Source organism: Hymenobacter crusticola, from assembly GCF_002154225.1.
In the GTDB taxonomy this organism is placed as follows: domain Bacteria; phylum Bacteroidota; class Bacteroidia; order Cytophagales; family Hymenobacteraceae; genus Hymenobacter; species Hymenobacter crusticola.
Map to the genome: position 1 here is coordinate 390,986 of NZ_MTSE01000002.1, position 25,947 is coordinate 416,932.

Consider the following 25,947-nt stretch of genomic DNA (forward strand, 5'->3'; position numbering starts at 1 on the left):
TATGAATTACAAAAGAGCTAGCCCAACAGGCTAGCTCTTTTGTTTTGTGGCTGTGCTGTGGGCAAGGAGTCCTATCTTTGACGGCTAGTGCCTTTCACCCAAGTATCTGCCGCAAGTCTGATGGCTGAATCTTCCCGCGAACTTATTTTGCGTCGTATCCGCGAGTCGTTGCAAAAGCCGGCCCCCCAAGCGGCCGCGCCCGACTTCATGACATCGCTGCACCCCGCGCCCGCCGAGGATTTAGCGGTGATGTTTGCGCAAAGCTTTGTGCGAGTAGGTGGCGTATTCTATTACTGCGAATCGGAAGATCACTTCTTTGATCAGCTCTTTACCTATAAAAAGGAGAAGAAATTAGAAAACTTGTTTGTGTGGGAGCCTGAGTTGAAAAAGCTGCTGCACAAAGCTGGTCTCGTGTTTGTGGGTGATGAAAAGGAGTTTATCAAAAAAGCAGACGCTGGCCTTACGACTTGTGAAGCGCTGGTAGCGCGCACTGGCAGCGTACTTGTGAGCGGCGCTTCGGCTAGTGGCCGCCGCCTAAGCATCTACCCCGACCAGCACTTGGTACTAGCGCGCACGTCGCAGATTGTGCATGATATTGGTGAAGGACTGCAAGCGGTGAAGGACAACCACGAGGGCAAATTGCCTTCGATGATTTCGCTCACAACAGGACCTAGCCGCACGGCTGATATTGAAAAAACGTTGGTGCTCGGTGCTCATGGCCCGCGCAGCATTGTGTTGTTTTTACTGGATGACGCGCCCGCCGCAACTACCTGACCTCGCGCTGCCGCCCGGCCGTCGCGTGTACTTCGCCTCCGACTTCCACCTTGGAACGCCCGACGCGGCTAGCTCCGCCGCCCGCGAGCGGCGCATCGTGCGTTGGCTTGACCAATGCGCTCAAGATGCTGCTGCTATCTATCTGGTTGGCGACATTTTCGACTTTTGGTTTGAGTACCGCCATGCCATTCCGCGCGGCTTTATCCGGCTGCAAGGTAAGCTAGCTGAACTAACCGACAGTGGCATTCCTGTGACGTTCTTTACTGGCAACCACGACATGTGGATGTTCGACTACTTCACGGAGGAGTTAAACATTCCTATCCTGCGCCACCCTATTAGTCAGCGGATTGGTAATCATACCTTCCATATGGGCCACGGCGATGGGCTAGGTCCGAAGGATCATACGTATAAGTTTCTGAAGCAAATTTTTGCGAGCCCAGTGGCGCAGTGGTTGTTTGCGCGGCTCCATCCAAACTTTGGTATCGGCATTGCCAACAATTGGAGCCGCCGCAGCCGCATTCAGAACACAGCCAAGGACGAAAAATATTTCGGTGACGACGAATGGTTGCTAGTGTATTGCCGGGAACTGGAGCGCCTGCACCACCACGATTATTACGTGTTTGGGCACCGACACTTGCCGCTTGATGTAGAGGTAGCACCCGATAGTCGGTACATCAACCTAGGTGAGTGGGTAAATTATCGCTCCTACGCCAGCTATGATGGAGACCAATTGTCGCTGTTACATTTTGAGCAAGAGGTTAAATAGCTATTAGTAAATAAATCGTAATTAGTTGATATAGAAAAGTATGGGTAAGCTGGAGCTCAAGATGTCGTATTGGCTGAAGCAATTCGTCATTGTCTCGTTGCTCTCTACTCACTACTTGCTGCCAGCTCGCGCTCAAACCTCGGTACCTCCAGCAGCTTCGGTGGCGCCGGCGGGCAAACCTGCTTCCAGTACACCAGCCTATAACGCGACAGCAAATACAAGCCAAGAAGCCGTAGATGCTAATGGGTGGAAGCTAGTGCGCACCATCAAGCTAGCTCGGCCGGGAGCTGCTTCGCTAGACCGTCGCGGTAATTTCTACGTAGCCGACGAGCAAGATAATATCCATCAGTACGGCCCCGATGGGCAGGCGCTCAACCTTTATTCACCGCCCCAGCCCGGCCATACAGCTCAAATTGAGGCCTGGAACAGCGCCAAAATTCTCGTTTTCTACGACGATCGTCAGGAAATCCTGTTGCTCGACCGGTTCATGACGCTCATCACGAACGTACGGCTCATCGATTTCTTGGACGGCAGTATCCGTGTGGCAACCCTCGCCCCTGATGACCGACTGTGGCTGTTCAATGAAAGCGACCTGACCCTGCGGCAGTTCGATCCGACGCTGCAACGGCTCATGCTTAGCACCCCGCTCGACCTGATCATCGGCCGTTCGAAACCCGATTTTCGCTTTTTGCGCCAGTACCAGAATAACTTGTACCTGGTAGATCGGACGAGCGGCATCTTTGTGTTTGATAACCTAGGTAACTACCGCAAAAAGCTCCCTTTTACGGGGTTAAATACAGTTGGCTTTCGCGGCGATGAGCTGTATTACCTAGCTGGCAACCAAGTGCATTTCTTTCAGCTCTACACGTTCAACGAGCGAAATGTACCCTTGCCTGCAGCGGCAGCCACAGCCCAACAGGTGTTGCTGGGTGAACAGTATGCCTACATCGTGACGGCAACGGGAGTGCTAGTTTATCAAGTAGCATAAAGCTAGCTAGGTTGTATGCTAGCCTGGGGCTGTAGCTGACCAGTGAACAGGAGGGAAGGCAGAAGGAGAACAAGATTATGGCTAAGCATACTGGTAGGGTGCCGCTTTGGTAACCCGCCTAATTGTCGAGCCGTTACTAAGAACCTAGGTCACAGCTGCTCTGTGCTTAGCTGATCCTCTCTTCTTCCAAAACCAAACCCTGTTCGTATGAAAGCCCTCGTGTATCATGGGATGAAAGACGTTCGCGTCGATACCGTTGATGATCCTAAAATCGAAGAATCGCGCGACGCCATTATTCGGGTAACCAGCACGGCTATCTGCGGCTCCGACCTGCACATTTATAATGGCAGCATCCCGCAACCTAGGCCTATGGTGCTCGGGCACGAGTTTATGGGTATTGTGGAGGAAGTAGGCAAAGGCGTTGGCAACCTTAAGCGCGGCGACCGGGTCGTGGTGCCCTTTCCAATAGCGTGTGGCACGTGCTTTTTCTGTAACCACGATCTGCCCGGTCACTGCGAAAATTCTAATCCCGACCATTACGGTCCGGAGGGTGGGCTCATGACCGAGAAAGGAGGCGCCCTCTTCGGTTACACCGACCTTTATGGCGGCTACAATGGCGGCCAGGCTGAATATGTGCGCGTGCCTTACGCTGACTACGGTCCGCGTATCGTGCCTGATAGTCTTACCGACGAGCAGGTACTGTTCCTTACCGATATTTTTCCTACTGGCTATTCTGGCATTGATTGGGGCGAAGTAAAAGGCGGAGAGGTGGTAGCCATTTTTGGCGCTGGCCCGGTGGGCATCATGGCTGCCAAATCAGCGTGGCTGCGCGGCGCGGCGCGTGTAGTAGTTATCGACCCGCTGCAGTATCGGCTCGACAAGGCGAAAGCAACAGCCAACTGCGAAACCATTCTGTGGGATAACCAAAAAGATACTGTTGAGCAAATCCGCGCTATGAGCAGCGGCCGCGGCGCCGACGTATGTGTGGAAGCCGTGGGCTTTGAACCCATGCGCGATTTATTCGACCGCGTGAAGTCAGTGGTGAATTTGGAAAAAGGTTCGCCTAAAGTGCTGGAGGCCTGCATGAGCGCCGTGCGCCGTGGGGGCATCGTATCCGTGCTAGGGGTATATGCTACGCCGTTTGATAATTTCCCAGTTGGTCAGTTCTTCGACAAAGGCATTACCATTCGGGGTGGTCAAGCTCCCGCTCAAAAACACATCGACAAGCTGCTAGAATACATTGTACAAGGCAAAGTGAAGCTAGATGACATCATCACGCACCGCTTGCCGCTGGCAGATGCCGCGCACGGCTACGATATTTTTCGCAATAAGAAAGATAACTGCGTAAAAGTAGTGCTTCAGCCTTAATATCAGCCCTCAACGTTCTCTATTAGCGGTTCTACCACTTGATTTATCTAAAAAGCTCGCCAAACGGCGAGCTTTTTTATTTTCTTGTGGGCTAGGTATGGTGGAACATTCGAGCCTTTGCTGGCCTTTGGAGGCAGCTACGATCCGGTGAAGTTCAACCAAAACCTGGCAACAGACTACTGACAACTTATAACCGGTATCTTTGTAGACAACCGATTTCGTGCGGCGCTTTGTCCGCCTTACCTATAGATCTTTTCAAGCCGTGGCTTGCACTTCTTGTTCCTCCGGGGGCGGCTGCTCTTCCTCAGCGAAGGGTTGCGGCTCTAAAGGCGGTTGCAGCTCTGGAGGCTGCACCCGTCTCAATGTATTCGACTGGCTTCAGGATGTAGACCTGCCCAGCGACTTTAAAGAATTTGACCTCGTCGAGATCCGCTTCAAAGGCGGCCGCAAAGACTTTTTTCGTAATACTAGCCGGTTGCCCCTCGTCACCGGCGATGCCGTGGTAGTAGAAGCCGCCGGCAATGGTTGGCACCTAGGTCATGTGTCGTTGAAAGGCGAATTGGTGCGCTTGCAAATGCGCAAGAAAAAAGTGCCCGTCGACTCCAAAGAGATTCGTGGCATTCTGCGGGTAGCTACTTCCCAGGATGTAGAACGCTGGGAGGCGGTGCGTGACCTCGAAACCGGCACTATGTTCCGGGCGCGCTCGGTAGTGGAAGAGCTGAAACTGAAGATGAAGCTCTCCGACGTCGAGTACCAGGCCGACCGCACGCGTGCTACCTTCTTCTACTCCGCCGAAGACCGCGTAGACTTCCGCGACCTAATCCGCCGTTTGGCCGACGAGTTTCGGGTGCGCGTGGAGATGCGCCAGATTTCGCTGCGCCATGAAGCCGGCCGCCTAGGTGGTATCGGCTCGTGCGGGCGGGAGCTGTGCTGCTCTACGTGGCTCACCGACTTCAAGAGCGTGAGCACAACGGCGGCCCGTTATCAAAACTTAAGTCTGAACCCCGCTAAGCTTTCGGGGCAATGTGGTCGCCTAAAATGCTGTCTAAACTACGAGCTCGACACGTACCTCGATGCGCTCAAGGATATTCCGCAAGTACAGCGCCCGCTCCAAACCGAGAGAGGAGAAGCCTTCCTGCAAAAAACCGACATCTTCAAGAAGCGGATGTGGTTTGCGTTTCGTGGCGACAACAACTGGGTGATGATCCCAACGGAGCGCGTACGCGAGATCCAGGACATGAACAAGCGCGGCGAAAAGCCCGAAAACCTGCTAGCTCCGGTACTGGAAGAAGAACGCGCCCCCGAGGTATCGGCCCACGTGGAAGGTAATCTCGACCGCCTCGACGATAAAATAAAGTCGGGTAAGCGTAGCAAGCGGAAAAAGAAAAAAGTGAGTGCTGAGCAAGGCCAGCCAGTAGTTGCTGCGCCCGCGCCCAAACTGCCGCAGAAAGAAAAATTGCCAACTCCCAAAGCGCCAGCTCCGCCATCCGGTACCGAACCGGCAGCAAGTGCTACGGGAGCTGCGGAAGCCCAATCCGAAGTTCGTCGGCCACGTGGTTCGGCTGCGCGGCCTCTCAACCGGCGGAGTCATCGTAACCGATCGGATAAAGACAATAAAGAAGGAGGCAAGCCTGAAGGAACTGCGGACACCCCAAAGCCGCCCCGCGGCAATGAGCCGCGCCCACCCCGGCCAACACCCAATCCGAACGGCGATAGTGCGCCGCGGGCAGCAGGTGAGGGCGGTGAGCGAAACGGTCGTTCGTCTCGGCGCGGCCCGCGGCCACCCCGGCCTGGTGGTGGCAGCCCAACCGGCGCTCCTTCTACTCCTGCTTCCTGATACTACCTATGCGTAAACTGATTCACTTGTGGCTAGTCCTGGGCTTAACGCTCGGGCTAGCTGCCTGCGACCCTAACCGGGTATTTGAGAAAAACACTGACCTCGACAACAACCGGTGGGCTGTACAAGTAAAGCCAGCGTTTGAGTTTGAGATAGCCGACACTACGCAGCGCTACGACATTTACATCAATATTCGCAATACGCTCTCGTACGGATACTATAACCTTTACGTGAAGCACACGCTCACGGGCCCCGACAACAAGCGCATTTCGCAACTGCTGCACCAAATGCTGCTGATGAACCCGCAGACGGGTGAACCGCAGGGGAGCGGAACGGGCGATCTTTTTGACCACCAATTCTTGGCGCTGCCCAACCAGCATTTTCGGCACCCCGGCACGTACAAGATTGTGCTGGAGCAGTATATGCGCCAAGACCAGCTACCGGATATTATGTCGGTGGGAATACGCGTGGCAAAAGCAGGCGAACCCAAAAAGTAGTTGGCCTACATTAGCCAAAGCCTAGGTAGGAAAGCTAGCTTGCTGCCCAAGTGTACTAATAAAAAAACCTCCTTCAGCTCAGCTGAAGGAGGTTTTTTTGATTTCTATGTGCCCTATCACAGGCAGAAGATCCGACTAGCTGATAAGACGTACTTTAACGGCATTCAGGCCTTTCTTGCCCTGCTGCACATCATATTCTACTTTGTCGTTGTCGCGAACGGGCTGCATCAGGTTAGAGGCATGCACGAAAACATCCTCACCACCGTCATCCGGCTTGATAAAACCAAAACCCTTGGTCTCATTGAAAAATTTTACGGTACCGGTACTCATATTCTGCTAAAAAAATGAATGGATTGTGGTGAATGAATGAGCTAAAGGTAAAACTTATTTTGAGTTCTCCTCACTCATCAAAAAAAGTTGTAACTCGATTCTTGACAAGCAGGAGGTTGAAATTTAACCGGAACGACACCGCGTACCTGCGTACGAAGCTAGCTGCGGCAGATAATAATTTAGCCTTGAGCGTCAGCAATATGGCGAGCAGGAACAGCAAAACAAAATCCTGCCCCAGTCAAAACCGAAGCAGGATGTGCAAATAGGAGCTGCTAGCAAAGGGGGAAGCCCCTTAAATGCGCTCTACCTTAACGGCGTTCAGGCCTTTCTTTCCTTCAATAACTTCGAAAGATACCCGATCATTTTCGCGGATTTCGTGGATAAGGCCAGTTTGGTGCACAAAGATATCTTGGTTGTTTTCGTCTTGAACGATAAAACCGAAGCCCTTTGACTCATTAAAGAACTTCACTTTGCCTGTTTTCATAAAGAGCAGGTGATTTGGGGATTAATGAAAAAAGAATGGATTAGTTGGAAGAGGCTAGCCAAATACGCACGGGCAAAAGGCCGTGCGTGGGGCGAAAATAAGCGGCTTGATCAGTAACTCCAATAGCCGACCTAGGTAGAGCTACTCTGCCCGCGCAAATACCGAACACCAAATACGAGGTGCTAGTGTGGCTAGCAGCAGCGGCGCAGATTTCCCTGGTAAGCATTAACTCTGCTGAGACACACGCGTATAGCTCAGATCACGAAGTACTTGTTTCCACCCACCTATGTACTCTCCCATGGAAGATAAAACGGAAAATCCTCGCAATAATGAGTCGCAAGTAACCGATGGCGCTGATAGCAACACCGTTAGTATGCAAGCCAAAATGGGTGCTGGAGCTAGCAACACCCTAGCGAATAGCGTAACCCAGTCTGAAACGCCTGCTATGCAGGGCACCCCGGCGTCAGACCAGAAGGCCTCATCTAGTGAGTCGCTCGTCGATTCGGAAATGAGTGTTGGCAAAGGCAATGTTGGTGGACCGACGGGGCAACAACCAAACAAGGAAGCTACCCCCGAGGATGTGCAGCCCGGCGCCGGCGAATCGCAAGAGCAGCAGGAGCGCCAGCAACACTCCGATTCGGAACCTAGTGACCAGTACGGTGGCAACTTTGGCAATAGCGTGCAGGACATTTACCAAGATGATGACCGGCATGAAAACCAAATCAGCGGCGCTAGCCGCGGGGAATTTGGTACCCAAGACCACGGCAACACGCAAGGTGGTTACGGTAACCAGTTTCGCGCGACAAACGAAAGCGGCAACTATACTCTCTCCAACGGGCCGCAGGAAAATTCTTACCAGAACTACAGCGGGCGCGATGATTCGTACCGGCAAGGGCAGCAGAGCTCTACGCAAGTAGTTTATGGTCAGGATAATTTGCCTTACGAGCAATTGCAGCCTAATGCGCAGGCCGGTAACGATGGCAGCACGTACCTAAATGACAACGGCTCGGGCTACGGCCGTAGCCGTGGCTACAGCGCCGACTACGGCACTTCGTCGTTGACGGATAGCAACATGGGCACCACGCCTACGAACCGCAGTGACCTAGGTGCGCAGCAGCGTAATCAGAACGAGGACCGCAACTCATCACGCGGGGGCTACGATAACCAGGACCGTACCCAAGGTGGCAACGGCCAGCAAACAAGCCGCGACGAGCGAGAAGACAGCTACAATCAGGCAGCCGGCATTCCAGATCCTAACAGCCGTAGCACGTACCAACAACCTTCTGCCCGCGACGAGGAAGAGAACAAAACGAACCGTAGCGGCTCGGGTGACGGTCAGGGTGACTACAACGGCAAGACCACGGAAGGCTTCGGGTCGCAAGGCGGCTCGTATGATGATGAGTACGCCTCCTCCGACCCCAACAGCAAGCAAGGCGCCCCTGTCCGCGGCGACTACGATAATGCTGACAAAGCCAAAAACTACGGCGCCGAGAAGCGCGAAGAGTATCGTGCTGAGGACAAAGAAGACTATGGCTCTGCTCCACGGCGCAACCAAGGCCGCGATGCTGCCGATAGCAACGTCTGAAGCTAGGTAGGACTACACTTCTTCATACACCAACGGGGGCTTCTCAATAGTTGAGAAGCCCCCATTGTGTAGTAGCGCAACAGAGCTGAGAAGATGCTACGAACCAGGTTGAAAATGCTGGTGGTAGTCTTTCGCAAATTGCTCGAAGGTGTAAGCAGGTCGGCCGGTCAGTTCTTCTACGGTGGACGTGACAGCTGCTGCGTGCCCAGCCTTACCCAGCGCATGCAATTCCAGCATGGCGTCGGTCATCCATTGCGGGGCTTGGCTCATGGCTTGGCGGGCGGCTGCTTCGGGCACATCCACGTACGCGATAGGACGGTTAGCAGCTTGGCTAATAGCAGCTGCCACTGCTGCGCCGGTAAGGGCGACTGGGCCCGTGAGCGTGTAGGCTTTCCCTTGGTGCTGGGCAACGTCCGTGGTCAAAATGTTGGCTGCTACGGAAGCAATATCACGCACATCGATATAGCTGATGGCTCCATCTCCCAACGGTAGATAGAACTTATCCTCTTGGCAGATGGAGTCACTGTTATGATTGATGAAGTTTTGCATGAAGCTAGTGGGGCGCACCAAGGTGTAGGGCACACCGCTTTGGGCTAGGTATTCTTCCACTTCCCGATGCCAGCGTCCAAGTTGAATGCCAGGCGTTGCATCAGCGCCGGCTACTGAAAGGCGCACGATCTGCTGCACGCCTGCCTGCTTGGCTACATCAATGACTTGCTTGGCGTAGGCTACTTGATTTTCAACGAAAGGAGTAACCAGAAACAGCCGCTCGACCCCAGTGAGGGCCACGTGCAAGGTTTCGGGGCGAGCATAATCGATTTCAACAAGCTGCGTATCAGGGTAAATATGCCGCAGTCGGTCGCCTTTGATAATGGAGTGAACGCCAGCCCGCACCGTTACTCCGCGGTTGGCTAGGTCTAGCACGAGTTCGGAGCCCACCGTGCCGGTAGCGCCCGTAATGAGAATGGTATGAGCCATGGAGAGATGAGGTGTAATGGATGGTGGTGCCGGGTGTGACACGTTAACAGGCTTACGGCTGATCATAAAAAGCCGTTTAACTCCTATACCGGGTCGTGCATCTGCCGCTTGTACCGGCCGTAGTGCGCTACGCTACCTTTTTCGCTGCACCCGGAATATTTTGCCCTTTTCATTGCTGAGCACAAAGTCGTGCTCATTGGTAAAGACCAGCGCTTCCGCTTGCCCGGTAGTTGGGATGAGAAGGCAGCTTTTGGGACAGTCGAACAGCTTTCGGCCGGGCTGCACATCAATCAGAAATACGCGTCCGTAGCCGAGTAGCGCCACTGTGCGGCCATCGGGGCTGATGTCAGCGGCCGTAACCCAGGTGTTGACTTGAATGCTGTCGACCAGCGTGGCCGTGTACGTGCCTGGTTTCGCGGGCAGGGCGTATTCCTTCACCCAGTGTCCCTCGCCCCGGTTTTTCGTGAACAAGTACAGACTATCGTGCCGGTAATAAAACGCTTCGCAATCGAAGTTGCGGGCTATTTTCTTCGGCGGAAAATCGTGCTGGTCGGGATACGCAAAATGGATAGTGTCGATGGTAGGTTTCTGCGGCAAGCCACTAAGGCGGTAGATAGCTAGGTTGCGCCGCTTGTTCTGGTTGTTGCCGAAGTCACCGATGTAAAGATGCTTTTCGTCATCCTGCGCTAAGTCTTCCCAGTCGATGTTGGTGAGTGGGGACAAATCGAGCTTCTGTAACAAATCACCCTGGGGCGTCACTTTGTAGAGGCTGGCAGAGTTGCCACCATCAGCTTGGGTCCATAGGTCACCTTCTGGGTTGGCTTGCTCAAAACCAGAGCTTTCAGCCACCAGCTTTTTGGACATCCGGCCTATTTGCTTTACGGTGTAGTCTTTCCGGACTTTCTCGAAATCGCCCCGGTCTTGGTGCTGGGTGCAGCCGCAAAACACAGATTGAACAAAGACCGCAATCGGAAAAAGCTTATCGCGCAACAAAAATACTAGCGGAGGAACCATACGAAAAGGACAGCAGCCGCTGGCAAATCGATGGATCGGGGCCGTGCGGCGGTGCTCGTGCATACGCAAGCCCCCGCAACACGGCCGATTCCCGCAACAAATTTCTGCTGATTAGCCGCCCGACGGCTAGCACGAAGGCCCGTTTGGGAAGTGTAGTGGGCGGTTGATTTGCAAAGAGGTGCTGCGCTCAAAAGCGTAAATATGGCTTAAGCTTTTCGAACGTGGCCTCGTCCAGAATACGGATCTGGCGCAGGTCGTCGGGTTGCTTGAAGGGGCCGTGCTGCTGGCGGAAAGCCACCACTACGCGTGCCAATCGCTTGCCCATGTACGGATGACTTTGTAGCTCGTCGAAGCTAGCCGTATTCACGTCGAGTGAGGCTGGGGCAAAGCTAGCTTTCACGAAGGTGTATTTGCGCAGGCTGTCTATGAGATCGGGTGCGTCGCGCAAGCTATAGATTTCGGCCATCTGCTCGGCTCGTACGAAACCACCGAGTCGCGCCCGGTAGGCTACAATACGCGCCGAAATGCCGCGCCCGATGCCCCGGATCTGCATGAGCTGTGTTGTATCGGCGGTGTTCAAGTCGAAAATAGCCAAGTGCGCGGGCTTGCGGGCAAACTTGCTGGTGGGAAAGCTAGGACGTTCCGTAAACTTACCAGCGAAGCGCTCGGAGCTAGGATAGGAGCGAGCCGTGCGCGGCGGAAGCTGATCGGGCAGCAGCATGTACGGAGCTAGCCGCGCGTACACCGAATCTGGAAGCCCATAGGTGCGTCGGATCTGCTCTTTGGCTTTGAACCCGCCTACTACGTCGCGGAAGTGCACAATGCGTTCGGCCACGAAGTGCGGCAAGCCGCGGGCTTCCCACTCAAGCGGCGTGAGACTATTTGGGTCGAAAGGAGCAAGGGGGACCTGTGGCACGGGTACGCGCGGGGCATAGCCGCGGCGCGGGTAGCGCCGGTCGGCGAAGGCCCGAGGCTGGCGCTGGACCGCTAGCTCCGTTGCTACCTGCTCTAACTGGCGCTGATCGGCGGCTGGGTCGTACTGGGGCAAGGCGGGACGCAACAGGGCCGGCAGAAACAACCACAACAGTAGCAAAGCCACCAGCACCACAAAACCGGACGTCTCGCGACGCGAAAAGCCGAAGTAGCGCCGGAGCGCTGTCTGGCTCTTCCTAAAAAAAGAAGCTGGCGGCGTAGAAGGCCTAGCTTGTTTGACTTTCATAGGACACGTATATACCTAGCGTAGCAACGTGCGTTAAAAATCAATTATCATTCCGATCTGACGTGTAGCAAAGGGGGGCTGCCTCACAGCTAGGTTACCGTCTGATCTTTACGTCGACCTCGTAGCGGTACTTTGGGGGGCCGCCCAGCGGAATAGCAAAAAAGGGCAGGGCCGTATCGTATTGGTCGGTGACGTAGAAGACAAGGTCGTTACTGGCCTTCGAGAGGGAGTTGATTTGCATATCCAGGGAAAGACCGTGCTCCTTGGCGCTAATGGGATGCGTGCTGCTGCTCCACTCATTGTCGCCGCTCACGGCGGCCGCGTGGCCGTTCTTAGCCACACTAAAGATCTTGATGGTGGCGTCCTTGTCGAGGTCGAAGTTGCTTTGCTTGATGCTTACTACCCGATCGTTGACGAACGGGTATAAGTGCGTGCGAGCCTTGCCCTGCGACAAGCGGAAAGAGTACTCATAGGTAAACGCATTGCCGCCTTCCACGGGCACATTCTGAGTGGGGCTGGTGCTCAGAAAGTACCGGTATAGGTTACCGTCGTCGCCCCCGAGGCCCTGCGCCACCATCTTGAACGCATAGCCATCAAACTCCGGCACAAACTCGCCTTCCAGCGGATTCAGCGGCCCAAAGGTGTACCATTTGTTGTCGTAAGTAGGCTCGGCGCCAAAGTTCTGCTGCTTGAGCAACGTGCCTTCCCGAAAATTGCCGCTGGGCTCAGGGCGGCGGGCGTCGGCGCCCGAGTGCGCGCCAGTACCACCGTAGAGGCTGAAGCGGGTGCTGGTGTTCCAGCCAAACTTTCGCTCGTCATGTTGGCCGCCGCAATCGGGGTCGAACACGCGGATGTACACCGGCTGGCGGTTATTCTTGGGAACCAAAAAGAAAAAGGTTTGGGCAAAGTCGTCGTCGCCCCAACTCTTATCCGCTTTATTACCGAAAGTAACCAAAAAGGCAATGTTCTCACCCGGATTAGGCACAGCTTGTGCCTGGGCTATTTGAGTGATAAAAAAGCTAGCTAACAGCCACCACAAACAGAGAAAAGGACGAAACATAGAGGCAAGATACCGGGATTAGGATAAAATCTGGGTAGGATGCCGGTATAGCATTGCCGTTAATGTTTGCGGCACGTATCATTACAACACTTTCCTCTTCTTGTTCGCCCTCGTTCTTGTCCATCTATGAGCCCCACCGCCGTTCGTACTACCGACTTCCTGGACCGCTTAGCGGCCGATTTGCAAACGCTGCGCGCTATTACGTCTCGGGAATTTCGGTCGCTCACCGACGAACAGCTCAACCGCCGGCCTAGCCCCGGCAAGTGGAGCGTGGGGCAGTGTTTGGAACATCTAAACATTGTAGGGGGGCACTACCTCCCTAGCATTGCACTTCGCCTGCGCCGGGCCAAAGACCGAGGTACACGTCCAACTGAGACGGTAAAGTTCGGTCCCATTGGGCGGAAGCTGGTAGAGTCGATGCGGGCAGACGCTACCACAAAGCCGCAGAAAGCACCGCAGAAATTCGCTCCTAGCGGCAGCCGCTTGCCCCGTACGGTGGTGGAGGTATTTAGCCGCCAGCTCGACGAATTAGTAAGCTTGATTGAGCAGACCCGGGAGGTAAACGCCAATAACATCCGCATTCCGAACGTCATCATCCCCTTGGTGTTCTTGCGGCTGCCCGACCAACTAGAACTGCTGACTGTGCACATACAGCGCCATGTGGCCCAAGCCGAACGTGTGCTGGCTAGCACGGTACGGCCAGCCAGCGCGCGGGGCGACGAATAGCTAGGTTTTGCGCAGGGTTAGCTGAGGGCAAGAGATACCTAGAAGCGAACAGATAAAAAAGATGCTAGCTGTGTGGAATAGGGGCAGTTCGAGCATCTGTTCTTTAGAACTTATTTCGCTACTGCCTAGCTTGCCCCATGCGTCCGCTATTACTGCTTTGTTTTCTCCTGCTTCTATTGTTCAATACTAGCTCCTCCGCGCCCACGTCGCCTGCCACGCCTGACCCCAAAAAGTGGAAGCAGATTGATGCACTGCTGGCTAAAGACCGCACGGTGATGGCCGCAGAACTGGTAGAGGAAATCTACCAGGGTGCGCGCCGACGGCAAGATGCGCCCGAATACCTGCGCGCCCTGCTTTATAAACTGCGGCTACTGGAGGCCAAACAGGAAAATGCCGATGAGAAGGCTATTGCCTTGGTAGAGGCCGATGTAAAAACGGCCAAGTTTCCCGCCCGGCCTATCCTGCACAGCCTGTTGGCCCAACTTTACGCCAACTATTACCAACAACACCGCTACCAGCTCTACGACCGCACCCGCGTTGCCGCTGCCGATTCGGCTGACCTGGCCACGTGGGATGCGGCCCGCCTCGGCAGCGCCATCGTGCGGCACTACCAGGCCTCCGTAGCCGACGAGCCTCAGCGCCAACGGAAGCTATGGCTCAAGGACCTAGGATATGCTATCCGGGGCGGCGATACGGAGGGGCGTGCCCTACGCCCCACGCTCTACGATGTGCTGGTGCACCGCGCCATCGATGGGCTCGGTAACGACGAATACTACATCACTAGCCCGGCCGCGCAGTTTCGCCTCGCCAATCCGGCGCTGCTAGCTCCGGCGGCCGAGTTTGCGCGCCTAGCCCTGCAAGCCCCACCCGCCGACTCGCTCAACGGTCAATTTCACGCGTTACGGCTGTTGCAGCAGCTGACCGCTTTCCGGCTCACGGAAGCCAGCAACCTCGCTGCCCTAGCCGATGTCGATCTAAAGCGCTTGGCTTTCGTGCAACAGCACGCCGCCTTTGCCAACAAAGACTCGTTGTATCGGATGGCCCTAGCTCGTGAGGCGGAGCATTATAAGGAGGTGCCCATTAGCACGATGTTTTTGGTTGAGGAGGCTAACAGCTTGCCCCAGAGTCAGCCTATGAAAGGCCGTGAGCTAGCGTTGGAGGCAGAGAAACGTTTCCCGAAGTCCCGTGGGGCCCAGCAAGCCAGAGCTCTACGGCAGCGCATTGAAACCGAAGAGCTGAGCTTTACCACGGAGGAAGTAGTGTTGCCGAACCAGCCCTGGCTGCTGATGTTGAACGTGCGTAACGTGACGCGGCTCTACGCCAAGGCGTACCGCGTGAGCACGGCGCAAGCACTCCGGCAGAATGGACGGCAGCTCGGCCCTGATTTCGTCAAAACCTATGCGCGCGCCCTGGCGGCCACGCCAGCTGCTACCTGGACTCTGGCCGTAACCGTCCCGCAAGATTATAACAACCACACGGTACAACAGGCCGGCCCGGCGTTGCCCCTGGGGCACTACGTAGTGGTTCTGAGCACTGCCGAGCAAAACCCGTTGAAAGTACAGCAGGAAGGTGCTACGGCGTATGCCCAGCTCACGGTGAGCGAGCTAAGCCAAGTGCAGCGGTCGGCTGCCACCGGAATTGGAGCCAGTGTGCTGGTTCTACATCGGCAGAGTGGAAAGCCCCTGGCTGGCGTAGGGGTGCTGCCTTACTACCGATACTACCTAGATCCGTTACGGGCGGCAAAAGCACAAGTCACGGACGCGACAGGACAAGCACAAATCCTCGAAGCCAACACCTCCGATCAGCTTGCCTTCACGACCGTGTTGCTGTCCTCCGGCTCCGATTCGCTGTTGGTACCAAATAGAGGATACTATGGCTTCCCCTTGCCGCGCCAACAGCCGGAGCGAGCCCAGTATCGTGTCTTCCTGTTCACTGACCGCGCCATCTACCGGCCTGGGCAAACGGTTTATTTCAAAGGGATTCTCACAGAGACGCGCGATGGTAAATCGCAGCTGTTGAGTGAAAAACCAATGTCCGTACAGCTCATGGATGTGAACAGGCAAACGGTACAAACCTTGACATTCAGAACGTCGGACTTTGGTAGCTTTCATGGCTCTGTGGTATTGCCAACGAGCTTGCTCAACGGTGAAATGACGTTGCAAACCGACTTTGGTAGTCTCTTTTTCTCCGTAGAAGATTACAAGCGCCCTACCTTCCAAGTAGCGTTCGAGCCGATGAAAGGCCAACCAGCCTTGGGAAAAGCAGTGACCATGCAGGGTAAGGCTACCGCCTATGCTGGCCAACCCATGGATGGCGCCAGGGTGCAATACCGCGTCGTACGTCGCACCATGTGGCCGCTCTACCAGTCCTCCCTAGGTAGCCAACTAACATCTAGGTTCTACCCTCATAGCCAGGCAGAAGTTGAAATTGTTAATGGCACCACGCAAACGGCCGCTGATGGGAGTTTCCTCGTTTCGTTTACGGCCCAGGCCGATACGACGGCGTCGAAGAACAAAGGGTGGGGGCCCAGCTACTTCTTCGAGGTAACAGCTGATGTAACGGATGTGGCTGGCGAGACGCATACGGGGCAACAGCACTTCAGCTTGGGAGCCAGCACGCTGAGCTTGCAGCTGACCATACCTAGCTTATTGAACCAAGAACATATTCCGGCTTTGCTGCTGCTTAGCACGAACGGAGCAGCACAACCCACGCCTGCTCGTGGCCAACTGCACCTTTACCATCTGACGCCACCTGCTCGCAGCTGGCGGCCACGATTGTGGGAGCAGCCGGAACGGGAAGCACTGAGCCCAGAAGAATTCAAACGCCAATTTCCGCGGGATGCTTACGCCCATGAAGACGACGAGAGCAAGTGGCCCCGTACGCTCGTGCTTACCCAAGACTTTGATACGGAAAAAAGCATACGGCTGACTACGTTATCAGCTGCACTCCAACAGCAGCCACCTGGCTGGTACGTGCTGGAAGCCACAACAATAGAGGCTGGTCAGCCTATCAAAACGGAACAAGCCTTCACCCTCTACGCCCCAACCGCTACTACACTGCCGGTGCCCACCCCGAGTTGGTTTGTGAGCTTGCAGGATAGCGTGACGCCGGGTGAATCGGCGCGCTTTCTGGTTGGCAGCAGCGAAGCCGGCACACAGGTACTGGTTGAAGTGGAAGCTAAGGGGAAGCCACTGATGCAAGAATGGATAACTCTAGCAGCAGGCGAGCAGCGCTTGGTGGCAGTGCCAGTAGCGGCCGAACTCAACGATACGCAACTTTATATTCACGCCACGCAAGTGCGCGACAACCGGCTTTACACACACAGTGCAACCGTGCAGGTAGCTAGGCCGGCCGAACCGCTAGCCCTTAGCATTGACACCTTCCGCGACAAGCTTCAGCCGGGTCAAAAGGAGACTTGGCGGATTACTATTCATAATGCGCTAGGCAAAGCGGCCGAAGCGGAGCTGCTAGCTACTCTCTACGACAAGTCGCTAGATGCTTTTCGGACGCCGCAGTTCCAGGATTTTGCATTTCCAAGCACCTATTATCCAGCCGTATTCAACTGGCTTGGAAGCTTCAACACGGAGGCTTCGGCTGCCCTTAGTAGGTTCAGTCCTGCTTTTGAGCCCTTAGAAACGGTATTTTATCCGGGACTGAACTTATGGGGGTACCGTGAACTGGGGCCAGGAGTGGAGCCGGTGAAAGAAGTGGTAGAAACCAAAATACCCACCACTCCTGGACCTACTACCGTCAGGATCAGAGGGACAAACACCCTAGCGAAGGCTGCTCCAATGGCTGCCCAGCTAGATGAAATGCAAGCAGGGGGATATGGCTCCCAACAACGGCAAGAAATAGCTGGCAGTGTAGCTACCACCAGTGGCGGTCAGCAGACTGATCTTTCCCTCGTGCAAGCCCGTCAAAACTTCCAGGAAACGGCCTTTTGGCGCCCCGACCTGCGCACCAACGCCAAAGGTGAAATCGTGCTGGAGTTTCAGATGCCGGAAGCTGTGACGCGCTGGCAACTACTAGCCTTGGCGCACGACAAACAGTTGCACTCCGGCCTGCTCCGCCGCGAACTGGTGACGCAAAAGCAGTTGCAAGTAACCCCCAACGCCCCACGTTTTTTTCGCGAAGGCGACCAACTGCGCTTTACCGCTAAGGTCAGCAACCTCACGGCGCAACCACTCGGCGGTACGGCCCAGCTATTTCTCTTGGATGCGCGCACCCAGCAACCTTTAGAAAGCAAGGTGCTGAAGGGACAAGCACAGCAAAAGTTTACCCTAGGAGCCAATCAAAGTGACGCCCTTAGCTGGGACCTAGCTATTCCCGAAACCGCTGATGGAGAGGTGCCGCTGGAGGCCATCACCTACCGCGTCGTCGCACAGACAGAACCGGCAAAAAAGCGGAAAGCTAAAAACCAGCAAATCTTTTCCGACGGCGAGGAAAATACCTTGCCCGTGCTGCCCAACCGGCTGCTCGTGACGGAAGCGCTACCGCTATCTGTAATCGGGCCGAATACGCGGACGTTTGAGTTGAAAAAGCTCACCAGCACCACGTCGCCTACGCGCCGCAACTACTCGCTCACGCTGGAAATGAGTCAGAACCCGGCGTGGTACGCCGTGCAGGCGTTGCCCTACCTGATGGAGTACCCCTACGAATGTTCCGAACAGCTATTTAGCCAGCTCTACGCGAACGTGTTAGCGGCGAAGATTCTGCAGAGTAATCCGCGCATTAAGCCCGTGCTAGCCGAGTGGAAGCGTGCTGCGCAGAGCGGCAACAAGCAAGCCTTGGCGTCCAAGCTAGAGCAAAATCAGGAGTTGAAAAATCTGTTGCTTCAGGAAACTCCGTGGGTGCGCGATGCCCAAACCGATACCGAACGGATGCGCCGCTTGGGGGAACTGTTTGATGCATCGCGCTTGCAGGCTGAGACCACCAAAGCCCTCGCGAAGCTAGCGCAGTTGCAACAACCCAGTGGTGCCTTCCCGTGGTTCGAAAAGATGCCCGCCGACCGCTATATCACCCAGCTTGTAGTGGCCGGGCTAGGCAAACTGCAAAAGCTAGGTGCCTTCGACGCTACGCAGAACGAGCAGGCTAAAAACATCTTACGAAATGCCCTAGGTTACTTGGACGCGCAGCTTCAGCAAGAGTATGATAGACTTCGGCGTGAAAAGGGCGTCAATGTAAAAGCGAACCACCTTTCCGACGTGCAGATTCAGGCATTGTACGCCCGTAGCTTCTGGGTTGGACAGCCCGTGGCGAAAAGTGCGCAGCTAGCGCTGGCGTATTACCAACAGCAAGCTGCTACGTACTGGAATGAGCAAACTCGCTACCTACAGGCGCAGCTTGCTCTGGCCCTACACCGACAGAAAAGTCAGAATGCTGCGGTGCAGGACATCATGGCTGCGCTACGCGATAATGCGCTGCACGACCCAGACCTAGGTATGTACTGGAAGGAAGTGCGTGGCGGCTACTACTGGCGCGAGGCGCCTACCGAAACCCAAGCCACGCTCATCGAGGCCTTCGATGAGGTAGTCAACGACCAAAAGGCGGTTGACGAGATGAAGCTGTGGCTCCTGCGGCAGAAGCAAACCCAGAATTGGCCCAGCACCCGCGCTACCGCCGACGCCTGCTACGCTCTACTGCTGCGCGGGTCTGATTGGTTACAGCCAAGCCAGCCAACGGAAGTGCGCCTAGGAGAAAAGCTTGTGCAACCCAGCGCGCTGGAAGCGGGCACCGGCTATTCCAAAACGACTTTTTCGGCCGCTGAAATCAAGTCCACCCAGGGGCAAGTATCCATCAAGAAGCCCGATGCAGGTCTAGCGTGGGGGGCTTTGTATTGGCAGTACTTTGAGCAGCTTGACAAGCTGACACCTGCTGCAACATCCCTGCAACTGGAACGGCAGCTATTCCGGGAACAACGCACAACAGGGGGTCCGGTACTAGAAAAGCTAGCCCCCAATGCTCCCTTGCGGGTAGGCGACGTGCTGGTCGTGCGGCTTGTGTTCCGCTCCGACCGCGACTTAGAGTACGTACATCTCAAAGATCAGCGCGCTGCGGGTTTGGAGTTGATAAATCAAGTGAGCGGCTATCAATACCAAGGGGGGCTAGGATACTATGAGAGCCCGCGTGATGCCGCTACCAACTTTTTTATTAGCTACTTTCCTAAAGGCACATACACTTTCGAGTACCGTCTGCGCGCTTCGCAGAGCGGTAATTTCTCGGGTGGTCTTTCGCAGTTGCAATGTCTCTACGCGCCAGAGTTCACGACTCACTCCGCCGGCACACGCCTACAAATTGTGCCTCAGCCTTAGCGAGTGGTTCACAAGTAAAGTAGGAAATGGCTCTGGCAGTAGAATTTATACTGCTAAGTAGCAGCCTTCTAAAATGAATGGGTAACTTGGCCCCACTAGCCTAGGTCATAATTTTGCACGTGTGCAAAATGGTCTAACAGAGGGCTGGCAGGCTTTTCGTTAGGCGCACGAAATAGAGAAGGTTGTCGCGGCAAGGCTTGCGACTTACCTTTACTGATTCATAGTATGATGGAATGATGCAGAAACGTAAGATCTATGTCCTGGCCGGCTTGCTGCTTTGTAGCGTTTCGGCTTTTGCTCAGAGTGGAAAGAAGTCGGTTGCCGTTGACCGCAAAAATCAAACGGCATTGCCCGTTCGGGCCGTGTTGCCGGGGGAAGAAAACCTTTCCGCACAGGAGCGCGCCGAGCGTGATTTTCTGATGCCTACGCGCCGCAAGAAGACCGCCGAGAAGGTAGAAGAAGCACAGCAAGCAGCCGTTGAGGTAACTGCCCGAAACCTAGAAGCGGCCGAGGCTACTGTAGCAGCCGAGGAGGCAGTCGAGCCAGCTGTTAAAGCTGCGCCGCGTGCGCGTCATCGCACGTCGCACCGGCGTAGTAGCTCGCATCGTAGCTCGACGCACTCAACTAAGCGCAAAACAACCAGCAAGTCAGGCTCTTCTAAATCGAAACACGTAACGAAGAAACCGGCCAGCAAGCGTCGGCGCTAAAAGACATACAGGATAAAAGAAAAGGAGAGCCATGGCTCTCCTTTTCTTTTATCCTCATACGTGTGTAGTGCCTACCTAGCTTCCTTAAGCCATCTGCGGCATTAGCCGCACCACCAATCCATCGAGGCGAGGCGTGATACGAATTTGACACGAAAGCCGGCTCCCGTCGCTTAGAATGGGTAGGCTTTCGAGCATATACATTTCATCATCGCTGGGCTCATCGAGGGCCGGACCCGCCAGCACTTCCACGTGGCAGGTACCACACAGCGCCATTCCGCCGCACGTGGCCTGAATATCGTAGCCGCTGGCTTTTAGGGCTTCCATCAAACTCAGGCCCATATCGGTAGGCGCAATGATTTCGCGGCGCTGGCCAGGAGCTTCCTCCACGTATACGCGCACGTCCAGGTTATCTGCACTCATAGTGAAGTGGTTAGCTTGTAAGAGCTAGCTTTTTGGTTGCTAGCTGCTACGCTTTTCTGAAAATTTCAAGACAAAGCTAACAGCTAGCAACCAAAAGCGAATAGCTTTTACAAAGTAGGTACCCCGTTGACGGTCGTATACTTAAGCACGTACTTCTTGTCGGGGAAGATGTGCTTGTAAGCGCCCTGTGCCATCAGCGCCGCTTCATGGAAGCCACACAGAATGAGCTTGAGCTTGCCCGGGTACGTGTTGATGTCGCCAATGGCGTACACACCCGGAATAGAGGTGGAGTAATCCATGGTGTTCACTTTCACCGCGCTGTCCTCAATCTCCAATCCCCATTCCCCGATCGGACCTAGCTTTGGCGTGAGGCCAAACAGCGGAACAAAGGCATCGACTGATACCTGCTCCGGCGTGCCATCGTTGCCCGTGATGGTCACATATTCCAGCGTACCGTCGCCGTGCACGTGCGTCACGTTCGACGACAATACCAACCGGGCCCGGCCGGCATCGTGCAACGCCTTCACTTTCTCGGCAGAGTCGGCTGCGCCGCGGAAGGTAGTGCCCCGGTGTACCAGCGTCACTTCTTTGGCCACGTCAGCCAAGAAGATGGTCCAGTCGAGAGCAGAGTCGCCGCCACCAGCAATAACCAAGCGCTTGTCGCGGAAGTGCTCAGGGTCGCGCACCATGTAGTGCACACCTTTGCCACCTTCATAGTTTTCCAAGTTTTCAATGGCTGGCTTGCGCGGCTCGAAAGAACCTAGCCCACCTGCAATAGCAATGGCCTTGCAATGAATCTCGGTGCCATCGGTCGTCGTGAGTTGGAAAGAGCCATCTTCCAGCTTATCGAACTTCTCAACTCGTTCGCCCAAGGTGAACGTGGGGTGGAAGGGTTCGATCTGGCGCATCAAGTTCTGCACCAAGTCGCCGGCCAATACTTCGGGGTAGCCGGGAATATCATAGATAGGTTTCTTCGGATAAATTTCCGACAACTGCCCGCCTACTTGCGGCAAGGCATCTACTACGTGGCAGCGCAACTTCAACAAGCCCGCCTCAAACACGGCAAATAGCCCGACTGGGCCCGCCCCGATAATACAGATATCGGTGGAAATGGTATTGGTCATGAATTAAACAGCGAATACAAATGAATGGCTAACGCCCAGAAGTTTAACAATTAAACCACCGAAATCGTTGGCCAAGCCCATCAAAAGTACCGAGTAATTAGCTTGAAAATTCAGCTAAATCGATATCAGTCTAGGTGCCTGCTAAGGCGCCGCAAAGATAGAAGCCCGAGCACGTAATTCATAATAAGTCTAAATTACTAAACTGTAAATCCGTCGGCTTATGTGCATAATAAGATACTGCACTAATTAAAACAGATTACTAGCTAGGTTCCAATGAAGCGGAAAGCCTCAACCGCTAGCGTTATTATGATGATTGGTGGCTATTACTCGGCCTAGCTGCAGTAAGCCTCACTGTTTGAAAGGCGCAAGGCCAAAAATGGAACAGGTCAGCTAACGCTACTTAACCAAGAACTGCAGCAAAATGAAAAAGGCCCTCAGCAAGTTGCTTAGGGCCTTTTGGTGGTCACGTAGGGAGTCGAACCCCAAACCTCCTGGTTCGTAGCCAGGTGCTCTATCCAGTTGAGCTACGTGACCGTTTCCGTGTTTGTGGGTGCAAAGATAGGAGCTTATTTTTCAGTCAAGCAAGCCCTCGCTAAGTATTTCTCTAAAAAAGGAATTCAAATTCACGCAAGCCACTGATAGTCAGTCTAAGTTTTTTACACGATTTTCAGCTCCTTTGCTCAACGCGCGCTTTAGAGCCCGGTTGATAAGGTAGTACAGCCCAAAAAGTGACACCATTACCAGCACCAACACCAGCAACTTGCCAGTGGGGCCAGAATCAGGGTCGCGCACGAGGGCTAGCACGTCGTGGGCTTTGGTGCCCAGCCAGTAGAAAAATAGACTGCGCGGCAGCATTCCTACTACCGAAGCTAGCAGAAAGCGTAACCGATCGACGCGTAGCACGGCCAGCACAAACGTCATCAAAGCAAAAGGCGTTACTGGCGAAATGCGCGTGAGAAAGATGAGTTGCCAGCTATCCGTCTTTAGCTCGTTCATTACGGCATCTATTTTTGGGAAGTGATGGAGGAAGCTGGTCATCTTACCATGGTCGAGGGAAGATGCTACTTGGTAGCCAATGAGGGCAGCTAACGCGTAAGCTACGAGCATGCCCGGCGCACCTGCCCACCCAAAGTAAAAACCCGTAATCAGCACGGCCACAGTGGTTGGCATGAGGGCAAACGTCATTAGAAACGCCAACACCACGAAATAAAGTAGGCTTTCGCCGAGGGTAAGGTCTTGCAGTAAAGTTGGGGAGCGGTACAGAACATAGCTGACCAACGAAACGCCAATCAGCGGCATGCCCGAGAGGAAAACCATGGACAGCAGTGTAGACGCGTTTTTTTGGATGAGCTCTTTGAATAGCATAGGCGGAAATAAATCGGGCCGACTGGTGTCAGTCGGCCCGAAGCTAAAACGAAAATATCAGGCAAATGGCTACACTTGCTGTTCAGTTTCGCTTGCAGCGTCTGTCTCAAGGGCAAGCTGCTCGGTAGAAGTAGCCTTCCCGCCGAAAAACTTGCGGATGGCAGAAACACCCGCGGCCAACAGACCTAGGATCACCTTCCAGAACTTGAGTAGCGTGATCAAAATGACTTTGCCAAACTTCAGGATAATAGCGAAAAAGCCCACTTTGGCAAGCACCTTGCCCGCTACCAAGCCCCCAATGGTGTAGGCGGCTACTTCGTCGATACCAGGGTTGAAATCGGCATAGCGTAAGCCTTTGGCAAAAGCCACACCGTCGATTACGGCCGGAATTTGCTGCTGAATTTCTGCTACTTGGTCGGGGGTGCCAACGGCATTCAGGATCAATACCCCTTTGCGACCTAGCAGCCGCAGGTTGTAGTTGAGCGTCCGCTCGGACCCCTCCCCAAACTGCAGTTCTTTCGCCCAGTGCAAGGCTTTTTTGTCTTTATCGTAGTAGGGCTTGGCGGCCCACCCAATAAGCTGCACGGTTTCGTAGCCTGCGGAGGTTCTTTCTTCGTTTGCCTCCGTCATATCGTCCCGCATTTCCTTGAGCAGGTCGTCGTAATTGATATCGTCGGCGTCGGTATCTTTTACGTAGCCCATGGGTTCGTATTCTATCACGAGAGCCCAGTTCTTTTCATCGAGCGGACCTTTGTGCAAGGGAAACAACATCCCCAGTGATTCGCCATTTGGATTGCCCCACCACTCGGTAAGCACGTGGCGGCTCTGGGTGGAGTCGAGGTAACGAAAGCCCTCCGGTACGTTGAGTTCTCCCACTCCGCCCGGCAGCTGAATACGACCTAGCTGGTAATGGAGCTTATTCTGGAGCGAGTCGATGACGAACTTGCGCCGGGTTTCCTGCTGTGGGGTCGGGGGTTCGGGCGTAGCAGCGTGCGCTGCCAGGCAGGCTAGAAAACTAATAAGGAAGAGAAGATGTTTTTTCATATAAAATAAAAGGATTGATGAAAATAGATTCAATGGCAAGTTACTAAGCAAAATATATAGTTGTATTAATATTTAGAACCGAGTAAAAGTATTTCAGGCCTTCTACCTTTGGGCCTTCAACCTCCTCACGCTACTAGCCACCCATGAAATTCGGTACCAAGACCATTCACGCTGGAGTACACCCTGACCCCACCACGGGGGCCATCATGACCCCGATCTACCAGACGTCTACCTATGTGCAACGCTCGCCCGGCGACCACAAAGGCTATGAATACTCTCGTACCCATAATCCAACCCGCACGCAACTGCAGAATGCCGTAGCAGCCCTGGAAAATGGCAAGCACGGCCTAGCTTTCGCTTCCGGCATGGCCGCCACCGACTGCGTAATCAAGATGCTCCGCCCCGGCGACGAGGTCATTTCGACCAACGACCTGTACGGCGGAAGCTACCGGATCTTTACCAAGATATTTGAGCCGCTGGGCATTAAGTTTCACTTTGTGCCCATGCACGACATGGCCGCCGTGCGCGAGAAAGTAACGGAACGCACGAAGCTGATTTGGGTGGAAACGCCTACTAACCCGCTGCTCAACGTGATTGACATTGCGGCAGCTGCGGCCGTAGCCAAAGAAGCCGGCGCGCTGCTAGTGGTCGATAACACGTTTTCTACGCCGTATCTGCAAACGCCGCTTGACCTAGGTGCCGACATTGTGGTGCACTCGCTCACCAAGTACATGGGCGGCCACTCCGATGCCGTGATGGGCGCCCTTGTGGTGCAAGACGATGAACTGGCGCAACGCCTGGCTTTCCTGCAAAACGCCTCCGGTGGCACGCCTGGTCCCCAAGACTGCTTTCTAATTTTGCGGGGCCTCAAAACCTTACACATTCGCATGCAACGGCACTGCGAGAATGGTCGGGCTGTAGCCGAATTTCTCCGGCAGCACCCGAAAGTCGAAAAGGTGTACTGGCCAGGTTTTGCTGACCACCCGAACCACGAAGTAGCGGCCAAACAAATGCGCGACTTTGGTGGCATGATTTCCTTCGTGCTGCAAGGCGACCGGAAAGAGGACGCCGTGGCGGTACTCGAGAAGTTTGAGCTATTTGCCTTAGCCGAGAGCCTAGGTGGCGTAGAAAGCCTCTGCGGCCACCCGGCTACTATGACCCATGCTAGCATTCCGGCGGAGGAGCGCCGCAAAGCGGGTCTATCCGACTCGCTTATTCGTCTGAGCGTCGGCATTGAAGACGTAGAAGACCTAATCGAGGATCTGCGACAGGCAATTGGCTGAAAAGCTAGCTGCTGATAGATAGACGTTCAACGCAGCGTCCTCACAAAAAAGCCGTTTGGTATAAACC

Annotated in this window: 21 protein-coding genes and 1 tRNA gene; 11 read left to right on the forward strand and 11 right to left on the reverse strand. The window is 54.6% G+C overall.

Annotated features, from left to right (window positions below; translation table 11 throughout):
- Positions 1-120: 120 nt before the first annotated feature.
- The 6 genes from BXP70_RS04945 to BXP70_RS04970 all read left to right on the forward strand — a co-directional run bounded on the left by BXP70_RS04945 (position 121) and on the right by BXP70_RS04970 (position 6,230).
- Positions 121-774, forward strand: coding sequence for a LutC/YkgG family protein (locus BXP70_RS04945; RefSeq protein WP_086592914.1), 654 nt, complete (start codon positions 121-123; stop codon positions 772-774).
- Positions 749-1,540, forward strand: a complete 792-nt coding sequence (locus BXP70_RS04950; RefSeq protein ID WP_086592915.1) for a UDP-2,3-diacylglucosamine diphosphatase — start codon at positions 749-751, stop codon at positions 1,538-1,540. The genes BXP70_RS04945 and BXP70_RS04950 overlap by 26 nt, the downstream gene beginning before the upstream one ends.
- Positions 1,541-1,580: 40 nt before the next feature.
- Positions 1,581-2,528 carry a hypothetical protein gene (locus tag BXP70_RS04955; protein ID WP_086592916.1) on the forward strand — a complete coding sequence of 316 codons (948 nt, stop codon included), beginning with the start codon at positions 1,581-1,583 and terminating at the stop codon, positions 2,526-2,528.
- 207 nt (positions 2,529-2,735) lie between these two features.
- Positions 2,736-3,896 carry a zinc-dependent alcohol dehydrogenase gene (locus BXP70_RS04960; RefSeq protein ID WP_086592917.1) on the forward strand — a complete coding sequence of 387 codons (1,161 nt, stop codon included), beginning with the start codon at positions 2,736-2,738 and terminating at the stop codon, positions 3,894-3,896.
- Positions 3,897-4,158: 262 nt separating this feature from the next.
- On the forward strand, positions 4,159-5,733 hold the full coding sequence (locus BXP70_RS04965) for a PSP1 domain-containing protein (RefSeq protein ID WP_179197594.1): 1,575 nt from the start codon (positions 4,159-4,161) through the stop codon (positions 5,731-5,733).
- A gap of 8 nt (positions 5,734-5,741) precedes the next feature.
- Positions 5,742-6,230, forward strand: coding sequence for a gliding motility lipoprotein GldH (locus BXP70_RS04970; protein WP_086592918.1), 489 nt, complete (start codon positions 5,742-5,744; stop codon positions 6,228-6,230).
- Between the two features lie 135 nt (positions 6,231-6,365).
- On the opposite strand, the gene BXP70_RS04975 is transcribed toward BXP70_RS04970, so the two are convergent.
- Both BXP70_RS04975 and BXP70_RS04980 read right to left on the reverse strand, forming a co-directional pair.
- The gene (locus BXP70_RS04975; protein WP_086592919.1) at positions 6,366-6,560 is read right to left on the reverse strand and encodes a cold-shock protein; all 195 of its coding nucleotides are present in this window, start codon (positions 6,558-6,560) and stop codon (positions 6,366-6,368) included.
- Positions 6,561-6,852: 292 nt separating this feature from the next.
- A complete protein-coding gene (locus BXP70_RS04980; RefSeq protein ID WP_086592920.1) occupies positions 6,853-7,044 on the reverse strand; it encodes a cold-shock protein in 192 nt (63 codons plus the stop codon).
- Between the two features lie 298 nt (positions 7,045-7,342).
- On the opposite strand from BXP70_RS04980, the gene BXP70_RS04985 reads away from it, so the two are divergent.
- Positions 7,343-8,629 (forward strand): hypothetical protein, encoded by a 1,287-nt coding sequence (locus BXP70_RS04985; RefSeq protein WP_086592921.1) that lies wholly within the window; start codon positions 7,343-7,345, stop codon positions 8,627-8,629.
- 96 nt (positions 8,630-8,725) lie between these two features.
- On the opposite strand, the gene BXP70_RS04990 is transcribed toward BXP70_RS04985, so the two are convergent.
- From BXP70_RS04990 to BXP70_RS05005, 4 genes are all read right to left on the reverse strand, one after another.
- Positions 8,726-9,607 (reverse strand): SDR family oxidoreductase, encoded by an 882-nt coding sequence (locus BXP70_RS04990; RefSeq protein WP_086592922.1) that lies wholly within the window; start codon positions 9,605-9,607, stop codon positions 8,726-8,728.
- A gap of 132 nt (positions 9,608-9,739) precedes the next feature.
- Positions 9,740-10,621, reverse strand: a complete 882-nt coding sequence (locus BXP70_RS04995; RefSeq protein WP_086592923.1) for a hypothetical protein — start codon at positions 10,619-10,621, stop codon at positions 9,740-9,742.
- A 187-nt stretch (positions 10,622-10,808) separates the two neighbouring features.
- Positions 10,809-11,840, reverse strand: coding sequence for a ComEA family DNA-binding protein (locus tag BXP70_RS05000; protein ID WP_086592924.1), 1,032 nt, complete (start codon positions 11,838-11,840; stop codon positions 10,809-10,811).
- A gap of 94 nt (positions 11,841-11,934) precedes the next feature.
- Positions 11,935-12,900 carry a hypothetical protein gene (locus tag BXP70_RS05005; protein ID WP_086592925.1) on the reverse strand — a complete coding sequence of 322 codons (966 nt, stop codon included), beginning with the start codon at positions 12,898-12,900 and terminating at the stop codon, positions 11,935-11,937.
- A 126-nt stretch (positions 12,901-13,026) separates the two neighbouring features.
- On the opposite strand from BXP70_RS05005, the gene BXP70_RS05010 reads away from it, so the two are divergent.
- From BXP70_RS05010 to BXP70_RS05020, 3 genes are all read left to right on the forward strand, one after another.
- Entirely contained in the window at positions 13,027-13,626 is a 600-nt protein-coding gene (locus BXP70_RS05010) for a DinB family protein (RefSeq protein WP_086592926.1), read from the forward strand.
- 137 nt (positions 13,627-13,763) lie between these two features.
- Positions 13,764-19,937 carry an alpha-2-macroglobulin family protein gene (locus BXP70_RS05015; RefSeq protein ID WP_086592927.1) on the forward strand — a complete coding sequence of 2,058 codons (6,174 nt, stop codon included), beginning with the start codon at positions 13,764-13,766 and terminating at the stop codon, positions 19,935-19,937.
- A 233-nt stretch (positions 19,938-20,170) separates the two neighbouring features.
- On the forward strand, positions 20,171-20,644 hold the full coding sequence (locus BXP70_RS05020; RefSeq protein ID WP_086592928.1) for a hypothetical protein: 474 nt from the start codon (positions 20,171-20,173) through the stop codon (positions 20,642-20,644).
- An 84-nt stretch (positions 20,645-20,728) separates the two neighbouring features.
- Here BXP70_RS05020 and BXP70_RS05025 read toward each other — a convergent pair whose 3' ends face one another.
- The 5 genes from BXP70_RS05025 to BXP70_RS05045 form a co-directional block, all read right to left on the reverse strand.
- Positions 20,729-21,064: a 2Fe-2S iron-sulfur cluster-binding protein gene (locus BXP70_RS05025; protein ID WP_086592929.1), complete on the reverse strand. Its 336-nt coding sequence runs from the start codon at positions 21,062-21,064 to the stop codon at positions 20,729-20,731.
- Positions 21,065-21,171: 107 nt separating this feature from the next.
- On the reverse strand, positions 21,172-22,188 hold the full coding sequence (locus tag BXP70_RS05030; protein WP_086592930.1) for an NAD(P)/FAD-dependent oxidoreductase: 1,017 nt from the start codon (positions 22,186-22,188) through the stop codon (positions 21,172-21,174).
- A gap of 457 nt (positions 22,189-22,645) precedes the next feature.
- Positions 22,646-22,722 (reverse strand) — tRNA-Arg (locus BXP70_RS05035).
- Positions 22,723-22,830: 108 nt separating this feature from the next.
- A complete protein-coding gene (locus BXP70_RS05040) occupies positions 22,831-23,553 on the reverse strand; it encodes a TVP38/TMEM64 family protein (RefSeq protein WP_086592931.1) in 723 nt (240 codons plus the stop codon).
- A gap of 69 nt (positions 23,554-23,622) precedes the next feature.
- On the reverse strand, positions 23,623-24,597 hold the full coding sequence (locus tag BXP70_RS05045) for a DUF2167 domain-containing protein (protein WP_086592932.1): 975 nt from the start codon (positions 24,595-24,597) through the stop codon (positions 23,623-23,625).
- 143 nt (positions 24,598-24,740) lie between these two features.
- On the opposite strand from BXP70_RS05045, the gene BXP70_RS05050 reads away from it, so the two are divergent.
- Positions 24,741-25,880 carry a cystathionine gamma-synthase gene (locus BXP70_RS05050; RefSeq protein ID WP_086592933.1) on the forward strand — a complete coding sequence of 380 codons (1,140 nt, stop codon included), beginning with the start codon at positions 24,741-24,743 and terminating at the stop codon, positions 25,878-25,880.
- Positions 25,881-25,947: the final 67 nt, after the last annotated feature.